The following is a 9,707-nucleotide window of genomic DNA, read 5'->3' as shown; positions in this document are numbered from 1 at the left end:
CCGCCGCCCTCAGGCAGCAGAGGCTTGAGCCGTTCCCACTCCGCATTGGTCAGATCACCACGACCCATGACCCAATCGTGACAACATCACCACAATTAGTCAGCAGATCTAAGAAACGGCTCCTAGCAGACATCCCAGACGAACGGGGGCAGAGCCGATGACCAGCATCGTGCTCCGGGCCCGGGACCAACCACTCCCGGCGCGCCTGGACTACTGGCTGCACGTCCTGGACGACGCGCTGGTACCGGTCGAGGTGCGTTTCCTGGAAGCCGCCCGGCCGTGGACCAAAGACCAACTGGTCACCGGACGGGCAGGCGCGGTGCAGCTCACCGAGATCAGCACCTCATGGCAACCCGGTTTACCACCCAATGAGGTGCTCCGCACCGCCCGGCACATCCGCCGCTCCGACCCCGAGCTCTACAAGGTCGAGATCCCCGTCTCCGGGAGCCTGCTCATCGATCAGGCGGACCGGCAAGCCCAGCTGCATCCCGGCGACCTCGCCTTGATCGATCCCTCACGTCCCTGCCATTGGAGACTCCACACCGGACGCGTGCTCTTCCTGATGTTCCCGCGCACGTTGCTGCCCGTGCGCTACGGCGAGGCCGCCCAGCTCCTGGGCACCCGGATTCCCGGCGACCTAGGCGCCAGCGCACTGGTCTCCACCTTGGCGCGACAAGCGGTCACCGGGCTGGACCAGTACAACGCCGCGGAGGCAGCCCGGGTCGGTTCCGCGCTGCTGGACCTGCTGGCCGCCACCGTGGCGGCGCGACTGGATCGCCACGACCGCCTCCCCACCATGACCCGGCATCGGGTACTGCTGGCCCAGATCCACGCCTTCATCGAAGAACGCCTCGCCGGCCCGCAACTGTCGCCCACGTCGATTGCCTGCGCGCACCACATCTCGCTCCGGCTCCTGCACACGCTATTCGAGCGACAGCACACCACCCTGGCCGGCCATATCCGGCAACGCCGCCTCGAGCGATGCCGAAACGACCTGCTGGACCCGTTGCTACGAGCCAGGCCGGTCAGCGCGATCGCCGCCCGCTGGGGCTTCACCGACCCCGCACACTTCAACCGCACCTTCAAACGCGCCTATGGCGCGCCTCCCGGCGAGTTCCGCGACGCAGGAAACCCCGACGGCCACTCACCATGATCACTCAGCGACAGATGGCGGAGCCGCTGGCACATTCACGGTAGCGTTCATCTAACGAACCGATATTTGAACGAATACCCGTCGAGCTACAGGTCGCAGTGCCCGGCTTCATTGTCTCCGCGAGACGGCCCGCGTGTACTGAGCGAGAGCTTCTCGAGTCTGCACAGTGTCAGGGTCCTTGACGCCTCGCACTCGCTCCTGCACTGGGAGCAGGGCGGCCAGCAGGTCTCGGGCGGTGGCCGTGTCCCCGACTCCCCGTCCAATGGGCCTGGTCAGTTGGATCGAGGACGTGCGCAAGGGGTTCGCCGACGGGGATCTCCTCGTGCGATGGCATCGCCTCGGCTCGGGCCCATCCCTCGACGTCGGCGGCTGCGCGCAAGCGTTCGCGGTTGCGGAGCAGGTCGTCGAGGTATGCCTGCAGGTCGGGCAGGTAGGAGACGTCGGTGCGGAAATGGTCGCAGCCCACGCAGCGGAACCGGAACGGGCAGGAGTGCACGCCGGTTTTGACGTTGCTCGGCTCGCCGCAGACGCCGAAGGGGACGACGACTTCGCCGGCGGCGCGGCGGGCGTGTTCGGCGTCCAGCAGCGCCTTGGCCTGTCGCCAGATGCGGTTGCCGTGCCGGTCGAACTGCAGCGTGGCGACGCGGTCGACGGCCTCGCGGCGCCGTGTCTCACCTACGCTCTGGCGACGTCAGGTATTCCAACTGTCCGAATGCCTCTGTCTGGTGGCAGTCATGATGCGATTGAGTAGGGGCGGACTCCAGTGGGTTCCGTAGGCGGCCTGGAGTTGGGGCAGTTGCCAGTCGTTGCCGGTCACGGTGCGGCGGCAGAGGGGTTTGCCGCAGTGGCAGGTCATCGACCATGTCTTCACGCCTGTGTGGGTGGCGTAGTCGATGGCCAGTTCTTCGCCGGGGTTGATGTCGCGGCGAGCGATCACGGTGGTCGCGTCGCGGTGCCAGAGGTTGGGGTCACACGAATGGTTGCCGTAGCGCACCGGATGAGCGGGGTCGAGAAGCAGGTGCAGGCCTTCCTCGACGGTCAGGCTGCTGTAGGGCAGTGCGAGAGAGGCCAAGGTCTCATCGTTGATCAGCTGTCCGCCGAGTCGCAGGACGACCTTGTCTTGACGGATCCCTTCGATGGCGAACAGTCCGATCCCTTGGATAGAGGAGGGCCTGGCCTCCGCGCTTGGTGTGAGCCAGCATTCAGTCGCGTAAAAGGTGCTCATCGTGGCCTTTTCTCCTACAGATGTGCGGTCACTATGGGACTCGCCGGCTGACTTCGGCCGCGTACGCGGCCCAGTCGCCAGCGGAAGCGCGTTGCCGGGTGACGGCCACGGATGTTGAACGTACACTGTACGGCCCGCGATCGGCGGTCGGAAGACCGCACCCACGAGATCGTGCCCATTTCGCTGAGGTGTGGGAGTCCAGCGGGCCGGGTGGGTGCGCAGGGGGCCCGCCGCTCCTGCCCTCCCACCGTGGCACCGCCGACCTGATCCCCGCAGCCGGTTCTGTCACATCGGCCCAATTTGGCCGGGTCCAGGCACCGACCAGCGGCCCGTATCTAGCCCGCCCAGATCACGGCGTAGATGCGGATGACCTCGGTGTCTTCGTCCACGGTGAATTCCACCCATCCGGCCCGATCCGGGCCGAACATCGATCGTTCGGCCGGCTTGCCCTTCGGCAGCGCGTGGGCATCCCACGCCGTACGCCTGGCGGTGCTTCGTCGAGGACGTCCAAAGCCCTACCGGCGTCGAAGCCGGACGCTCAGGCAGCCATACGGTTCAGCCGTTCCTGGGGTGCAGCCAAGGTAAGGCCCAAACCCAAAAATCGCGATCTTGGTTGAGCGAGTCGAGGCAGGTCGACCGCTGGTTCTGGGGGCGAGCAGGCTGGTGATCTCGGCGATGGTGTCCGGTGAGGGCTTGAAGTAGCGCCGCAGGTTCTCCGGCTTCTTGTGCCGGGATTTGGCCAAAAGCATCAGCAGGCTCGCGCCGGCCTCGCCCAAGTGGCTCAGCGCCGAGTGGCGGAATTCGTGCAGGTCCCATCCCTTGATGGATCGAGGCCGTCATGGCCACTTCCGCGACGGTCGCGTCGGTGGTCGTAAGACGGACCATCACAGTATGGGCGGTAAGAAATCAGACCGTTACACAGCGTTCATGAACTCGTTTTGGCCGCCCGTGGCTGATGAGCCGATCCGATCAGGTGGCCCAGTGTGGAGCAGGTCAAGAAGCACGTCGCGCAGATCCCAGGCAGTCCGGGAATGCCTCTTCGTGCAGGGGCACGTTAGTCACGTCAGATGCCTTCGATTGGTGTTACCGGCCTAAGCGGGCGATGACCGCGCTGGCCGGAACTCGCTTCGTGGTGCGTGTGGCCCGTCCTCAGCAGGTGTAGCCGAGGGCCCGGCAGAGGCTGCGCGGGCCCCGGCTCGCACGTCGTGACCGCCGTGCCGGCGAGGTTGCTCAGCGCGACGCGCACCTTGGTCGTCGAGGTCGACCCCGACGACGAACCCGCGTCGCGCTGCATCGAATACGTCGCGGCCCGGCGGCCAGCAGTTGTCTGGCCTTCGCCCGCGTGGCCGAGCGTGTTCCTACCGGGTGGCGGAAAGCAGGGACAGGGCCTTGGCCATCGCCGGGTCGCGGCCCTCGCGCAGGTTCTTCGCGGTCAGCGGCAGGTAGTGGTCGGGCGCCACGCCGATGCCGTTGATCAGTTCGCGGTTGGCGCCCACCTGGTAGGCCGCGGGCAGCGACAGGGTGCTCCGGTCGTCAAGCGTGAACATACGGGCGGATCCCGACACCATGCCCGACGTGCGCGACCCGATCAGCGGCCCGACTTTGAGGTCCTTGACCGCGGCGGAGAAGGCGTCGCAGGCCGAGGCGCAGATGCCGTCAGTGAGCACGGCCAGGGGCAGGCCGAGCAGCGGCACCGCGTCGTCGGTGCGGTTGGGCGTGCACGTGCCGTCCGGCGCGCAGTCGTAACTGTGCACCTTGCCGTGGACGAAGCTGCTGAGCAGCTTGACGACCTCGGCGGGCGAGCCACCGTTGGTGCCGCGCAGGTCGAGGATGAGCCCACGCAGCTTCTTGTCCTCACGCAGTCCGGCGATGGCGGCCAGGACTTGGTCCGCGGTCCCGGGCTGGAAGTTGGCGAGCTTGATCGCGGCCACGTCGCCGCCGAGCCGGCGGGCCGTCACGGGCGGCATCGTGGGCGTGAACACCTTCGGCCGCAGCGTCGTCTTCCTGACGCGGCCGGTGGAGGGGTCCAGCAGCGCCAGCCGCACCGGGTCCGGCTGGTCACCGGAGTATTCGGGGTTGAGCAGGTTCATGGCGCCGCTGGACAGGACACCGTCCACGAAGACGGGCGCGCCGTTGACGGCCTGCACGATCTCGCCCGGACGTATCCGGGCGGCGGCGGCCGGGCCGCCCTGCACGGCGTTGACGAACAACGGAGCCACCGCCTTCTGCGGCGCCCGGTAGGTGATCGAATAGCCGGGCGAGGTGGTGAAGCCGAGGCCGTAGACGTCGCCCGGCTTGCCGGGCAGTTGCACTGGGCGGCGCCACTGCGAGTGATTGTCGTGCAGGCTGCCCACCATACCTTTGATCGTCGCCGCGGCCAGGGCTTGCCGCAGCGCGGCGTCGTCCGGCAGATCGGCCACCATCCGCTCGTACGCGGCCGCGAACGCCTCCAGGTCGGTCGTGCGGTTCCCCGTCAGCGGCGGCATGGTGGCGTCGGGCCGGTCGACGCCGCGGCGGTTCAGCTCCTCGGTGAGTCCGGCGAACCCGGCCGCGAGCACCGCCCGGTGGTCGAGCCGCCCGCGACCGTAGAAGCCGGTGAAGATGCAGTCGTATGCCTGCTTGATGGTGCTCAGGCCGGTGGTGACGGGCTGGCCCGGCTGGGAGTCGCACGCGGCCGCTTCGGTCCGCACGGCCGCCTCGGTCCCGGTGGTCGCCACGGCGCAGGACGTCGCCGGCGTCAGAATGCCGGTGCAGGCCAGCGCGGTCAGGAGGGAACGTTTCACGCTGATGGGTGTCCTTCACTCATGTGGGCGGATATCGCGGTCGACGGATGGCTCCTGCTATTGGCCGGGGCAGAGCACAGCTTCGGCGGCCTTGTTGATGGCCTCACCGATGGCCATGGCCTGCTCGTTCTTGACCTTCAACGTGGTGGACACGGCGAACTGACGGCGTCCGTCCGCCGAGGAGAAGGTCACGGCCAGGAAGCCGGGGCCATTGCCCGCAACTGCCGCGACCGTTCCGCCGCACAGATTGGGCAGCGGTTGTCCCATCGCTCGTTGCAGGTCCGGCGGCAGCAGCCGACCCTGATTCAACGCCCGGTAGAAGGCGCTGACGTCGTGCGCGGTGGAGATAACCCCTCCGGCTGCGCCGCCGAGGCTTGCGTTCTGCCGGTCCACGTCGCGCGGTTTGCCCGTGGCGTCGGGGTAGTAGCCGTGCCCGTGCGGGCCCTTGATGCCCTGAGGAGGCCGGGTGGGCAGATAGGTGCGGCTCATCTTGAGAGGCGCGAAAAGACGCCGGGTCAGCTCGGCAGGCAGGGTACGGCCAGCCACTTTTTCGATGATCAGGCCGAGGAGAACGTAGTTGGTATTGGAGTAGGAGAACCCCTTGCCCGGCTCCCCCGCGCGGGGCATCTTGCGCGACGCCTTCACCAGATCGATCGGAGGATAGTAGGTCGTGAAGTCGAAGGGGTCGTCGAACTGCCCGGAGGCGAAGAAGTCGGGGATGCCGGAGGTGTGCCGGATCAGCTGCTGGACGGTGATCTCATCGGCCCGCTCTACCAGATCCTGCTGCGCCATCTCTGGCAGAACGTCGGCCAGCTTGTCATCCAGACCGAGCTTGCCCTCCTTGACCAGTTGCAGCAGCACCGTAGCCGTCATCAGCTTGGTCTGAGACCCAACCCGGTAGCGCGAATTCGGGGGGATGCGCCCGCCCTTGCCATCGAGCAGGCGTGAACCCGCCGTCCCCTGGCCCACCCGTTTGCCATCGACGTACACCTCGCCGATGGCGCCCACCACCCCGTCGATCTTCGCCAGGGTCGCCATCGCCTTCTGAACGTTTCCCAGCTTGACCTGGTCGGCGGCGGCTGCGGGTGCTGGGAGGCTCAACGCCAGCACCGCGCATGCCAGTCCGACGGCCAGGCCAGCGGTTCCGCCACGCCGCGTGGCCGAGATCCGCCTTCTTTGGTGCGTGGTCGTCATGGTCGATCACCCTTTCCTGACAGGACTTGAACGGTGATCACATCTATCGGCCGACGCATATCGGCGGGCGATCGGCGGACCATATGTTTTCCATATACAGGCGTTGCGATACTGCCCGGATGCGTGTGCTCTTGGTCGAAGACGAGCAGCCCCTCGCCGGGTACATCGAGGCCGGGCTGCGCAAGCACGGCTTCACCGTCGACGTCGCCTTCGACGGCCGGAGCGCGCTGGACAAGTGCGAGATCACGCCGTACGACGTGGTGGTCCTGGACCGGGACCTGCCCCTCGTGCACGGCGACGCGGTCTGCCGCCGACTCGCCCAGCGGGGGGTGTCGCGGGTGCTGATGCTGACCGCGTCCGACGCGGTGGAGGACCGGGTCGGCGGGCTGATGCTGGGTGCGGATGACTACCTGGGCAAGCCGTTCGCGTTCTCCGAGCTGGTCGCGCGGGTGCACGCCCTCATACGGCGCAGCGCGCCCGCCCGCCCGCCGGTGCTGCGCGCCGCCGGCGTGACCCTGGATCCGGCCCAGCGCATGGCCGAGCGGGACGGGCGGCTGCTGCGCCTGACGCCCAAGGAGTTCGGCGTGCTCCAGCAGCTGCTGGCCTCCGGCGGCGACGTGGTCAGCGCGGAAACGCTGCTGGACAAGGTGTGGGACGAGTACGCGGACCCGTTCACCAACGCGGTCCGGATCACCGTCGGCACGCTGCGCCGCAAGCTCGGCGACCCGCCGCTGATCGAGACCGTCACCGGCGCCGGCTACCGGATCGGCGACGGCGCAGGACAGTCCGGTCCGGCATGGTGCGGCTGACCGCCCGCTCCCGGCTCGCACTGCTGCAGACCGCCCTGGTGCTGACCGCCGGCGCCGCCCTGACCGGGCTGACCTACCTGCTGATGCGGCGCCGCGCGTTCTTCACCCACCTGGACCCGACCGGCTCTGATCCCCAGCCGATGCCGCCGGGAGCCGAGGACCTGCGCGCGCTGGCCGACCGGGTGCAGGCCGACACCCTGTCCGCGCTGCTACCCCAGGCCGGTCTGGCGCTCATCGCGGTGACCACCCTGGCCGCCGTGCTGAGCTGGGTAGTGGCGGGTCGGGTGCTGCGGCCGATCCGTGTGATCTCCTCAGCCGCCCGGCGCCTTTCGGCTGAGAACCTCACCGAGCGGGTCCCGCTCACCCATCCTGCCGATGAGCTGTCGGCGTTGGCGGACACGATCAACGGCATGCTGGACCGCATCCAGCGCGGCGTCGCCGAGCGGGACCGGGTCCTGGACAGTCAGCGGCTGTTCACCGCCAACGCCGCCCACGAGCTGCGCACGCCGCTGACCACCGCACGCACGGCAATCGACGTCACCCTGGACGGAAACCCCAGCCGGGCCGAACTTCTCACGATGGCCGGCGACGTACGTGGCGCTGTCGAGCACATGCAGCGCGTCCTGGATGGGCTGCTGCTGCTGGCGCGCAGCCAGGCCGGGCCCGGAGCGCGCCAACGGGTCGACCTGGCAGCTATCGCGGCTGCCGCCCTCGACGCCGCCGCAGCGCGGGCGGCAGCCGCCGACCTCGCCGTACAACCCCGGCTCCAGCCGGCACCGGTCAGCGGCGAACCGGTCCTGCTGGAACGGATGATCGGCAACCTGGTCGACAACGCCATCCGCTACAACCAGGCCGGCGGGCACCTGGCCATCGATACCAGTACGGCGGGTGGGAGCGTCGTCCTGCGCATCTCCAACACCGGCCGGCACATCCCGCCCGACGAGGCGCAGACACTGCTGGAACCGTTCGTGCACGGGCAGGGAACCCGCATCCGTACCGACGGCCCGGGGCTGGGGCTGGGACTGTCGATCGTGCGCGCGGTCACACTCGCCCACCGGGGACGGATCGCGGTAACCGCCCGGACCAGCGGCGGCCTCGACGTCACCGTCGACCTCCCACAGAGCCCGATGGCGGCGGCAGATCGGCCGACATGATGACGCGATGCGGTCGCCGCCCGCATTCAGAAGTCCACCATGCGCGCAGCAAGCCCAGGGACGCCTTTTTAACCTCGTCCATGCGGTTCGGCATGGTGATCGACGGTCATGGGCAAGTCCCTGGGATCCGGGCTGCCGAAATCATCACTGGAGTTGCCCCGGTTCAGTAGACACATCAGGGCTTGCGGCTACGCGGCAGATAGTCGCGGTCGTGGATGTTCTTGAGCGCGTGTCGACGCTCGTATTCAGCGGGGCTGAGCTGGCTGTTGGCGGAGTGGCGGCGGCGTGGATTGTAGAACCCCTCGATGTAGCTGAAGAGGGCTCGTTCGGCTTCTGACCTGGTGCTGAAGGCGCGCCGGTCGATCAGCTCACACTCCAGCGAGTCGAAGAAGCTCTCGGTGATCGCGTTGTCGAAGCACGTCCCGGTCCGGCCCGTCGACGGACGGACGCCAGCCTGCTCACAGCGCCGGCCGAAGGCGATCGAGATGTAGTGGCTGCCCTTATCGCTGTGATGGATCACCCCAGCCTCTGGCCGGCGCTGATGGAGCGCCATCGCCAGCGCGTCCGTCACCAGTTCGGTACGCATGTGATCGGCCATCGCCCGGCCCACGATCCGCCTGGAGAACACATCCAGCACCACCGCCAGGTAGACGAAGCCCTGCCAGGTCGGCACGTAGGTGATGTCGGCAGTCCAGACGCGGTTCGGCTCGGCCGCGGTGAACTGACGCTGGACCAGGTCGGAGGCAGCCGGAACCCGCCGGTCGGAGACGGTGGTGCGACAGCCCTTTCGTCTGCTCACCCCAGCCAGCCCGGCGGCGCGCATCAGCCGGGCCACCCGCTTGCGGCCCACCCGGACACCGTCGATCTCCCGCAGATCAACCTGGATGCGCGGTGCCCCGTAGATTTCATCGGAGGCCTGGTGATGTCGGCGGATCTTCTCCGTCAGTACCTGGTCCTGCCGGGCCCGCGCCGACGGGCCGCGCCGTCGACGAAGAACACAGGTGTAGTAGCCCTGGCGCGACACACCCAGCACCCGGGCCAGCAGGGAGACCTCGTGGTGTCCTTCTCCGCATGGATCAGCCGGAACTTCATCTCGGCAGATCCGTCTCCCGCGCGAAGAAAGCCGCGGCCTTGCGCAAGATCTTGTTCTCCCGCCGAAGCCGGCCAGCTCATCCTTCTCAGCGCTGGTCAGGCCGTCCTGGCGGCGGCCATCATCGAGATCGGCCTGGCGCACCCAGACACGGATCGACTGCGCGGACGGCTGGAACTCCTTGGACAGTTCCTCCGGCGACCGGGTTGCGTCCACGGAAGTGGTGTACGAGTTTGACCTGGTCAACAGGTGTGGCGTCGTGAAATGAGAACGGCCATCGCGTGATCCTTCGTAGCAAC

At 68.0% G+C, this 9,707-nt stretch carries 8 protein-coding genes; 4 read left to right on the top strand and 4 right to left on the bottom strand.

Features of this window, described 5'->3' with window-relative positions; all coding sequences use genetic code 11:
• The first annotated feature begins 157 nt into the window (after nucleotides 1-157).
• Entirely contained in the window at nucleotides 158-1,153 is a 996-nt protein-coding gene (locus ACFWY5_RS57675) for a helix-turn-helix domain-containing protein (RefSeq protein WP_379640355.1), read from the top strand.
• 262 nt (nucleotides 1,154-1,415) lie between these two features.
• The gene (locus ACFWY5_RS57670) at nucleotides 1,416-1,904 is read left to right on the top strand and encodes a hypothetical protein (RefSeq protein WP_379640354.1); all 489 of its coding nucleotides are present in this window, start codon (nucleotides 1,416-1,418) and stop codon (nucleotides 1,902-1,904) included.
• On the opposite strand, the gene ACFWY5_RS57665 is transcribed toward ACFWY5_RS57670, so the two are convergent.
• From ACFWY5_RS57665 to ACFWY5_RS57655, 3 genes are all read right to left on the bottom strand, one after another.
• Nucleotides 1,845-2,378, bottom strand: coding sequence for an SET domain-containing protein (locus ACFWY5_RS57665; RefSeq protein ID WP_379640352.1), 534 nt, complete (start codon nucleotides 2,376-2,378; stop codon nucleotides 1,845-1,847). The genes ACFWY5_RS57670 and ACFWY5_RS57665 overlap by 60 nt on opposite strands.
• A 1,358-nt stretch (nucleotides 2,379-3,736) precedes the next feature.
• Nucleotides 3,737-5,161 carry a S41 family peptidase gene (locus tag ACFWY5_RS57660; protein WP_379640351.1) on the bottom strand — a complete coding sequence of 475 codons (1,425 nt, stop codon included), beginning with the start codon at nucleotides 5,159-5,161 and terminating at the stop codon, nucleotides 3,737-3,739.
• 57 nt (nucleotides 5,162-5,218) lie between these two features.
• On the bottom strand, nucleotides 5,219-6,355 hold the full coding sequence (locus ACFWY5_RS57655) for a serine hydrolase domain-containing protein (RefSeq protein ID WP_379640350.1): 1,137 nt from the start codon (nucleotides 6,353-6,355) through the stop codon (nucleotides 5,219-5,221).
• Nucleotides 6,356-6,474: 119 nt separating this feature from the next.
• On the opposite strand from ACFWY5_RS57655, the gene ACFWY5_RS57650 reads away from it, so the two are divergent.
• On the top strand, nucleotides 6,475-7,164 hold the full coding sequence (locus ACFWY5_RS57650) for a response regulator transcription factor (protein ID WP_379640348.1): 690 nt from the start codon (nucleotides 6,475-6,477) through the stop codon (nucleotides 7,162-7,164).
• Nucleotides 7,152-8,318, top strand: coding sequence for a sensor histidine kinase (locus tag ACFWY5_RS57645; RefSeq protein WP_379640347.1), 1,167 nt, complete (start codon nucleotides 7,152-7,154; stop codon nucleotides 8,316-8,318). The genes ACFWY5_RS57650 and ACFWY5_RS57645 overlap by 13 nt, the downstream gene beginning before the upstream one ends.
• Nucleotides 8,319-8,493: 175 nt before the next feature.
• On the opposite strand, the gene ACFWY5_RS57640 is transcribed toward ACFWY5_RS57645, so the two are convergent.
• The gene (locus tag ACFWY5_RS57640; protein ID WP_379640345.1) at nucleotides 8,494-9,624 is read right to left on the bottom strand and encodes an IS3 family transposase; all 1,131 of its coding nucleotides are present in this window, start codon (nucleotides 9,622-9,624) and stop codon (nucleotides 8,494-8,496) included.
• Between the last annotated feature and the right edge of the window lie 83 nt (nucleotides 9,625-9,707).

The sequence above is a fragment of the Nonomuraea sp. NPDC059007 genome, assembly GCF_042740555.1.
In the GTDB taxonomy this organism is placed as follows: domain Bacteria; phylum Actinomycetota; class Actinomycetes; order Streptosporangiales; family Streptosporangiaceae; genus Nonomuraea.
Note: the sequence above shows the minus strand (reverse complement) of the source record. Positions and strands in the feature narration are given on the sequence as shown.

What these genes read in the sequence shown, in the direction of transcription:
- ACFWY5_RS57675 (WP_379640355.1), top strand. Translation starts at nt 158, where the DNA reads ATGACCAGCATCGTGCTCCGGGCCCGGGACCAACCACTCCCGGCGCGC.
- ACFWY5_RS57670 (WP_379640354.1), top strand. Translation starts at nt 1,416, where the DNA reads ATGGGCCTGGTCAGTTGGATCGAGGACGTGCGCAAGGGGTTCGCCGAC.
- ACFWY5_RS57665 (WP_379640352.1), bottom strand. Translation starts at nt 2,378, where the DNA reads ATGAGCACCTTTTACGCGACTGAATGCTGGCTCACACCAAGCGCGGAG.
- ACFWY5_RS57655 (WP_379640350.1), bottom strand. Translation starts at nt 6,355, where the DNA reads ATGACGACCACGCACCAAAGAAGGCGGATCTCGGCCACGCGGCGTGGC.
- ACFWY5_RS57650 (WP_379640348.1), top strand. Translation starts at nt 6,475, where the DNA reads ATGCGTGTGCTCTTGGTCGAAGACGAGCAGCCCCTCGCCGGGTACATC.
- ACFWY5_RS57645 (WP_379640347.1), top strand. Translation starts at nt 7,152, where the DNA reads ATGGTGCGGCTGACCGCCCGCTCCCGGCTCGCACTGCTGCAGACCGCC.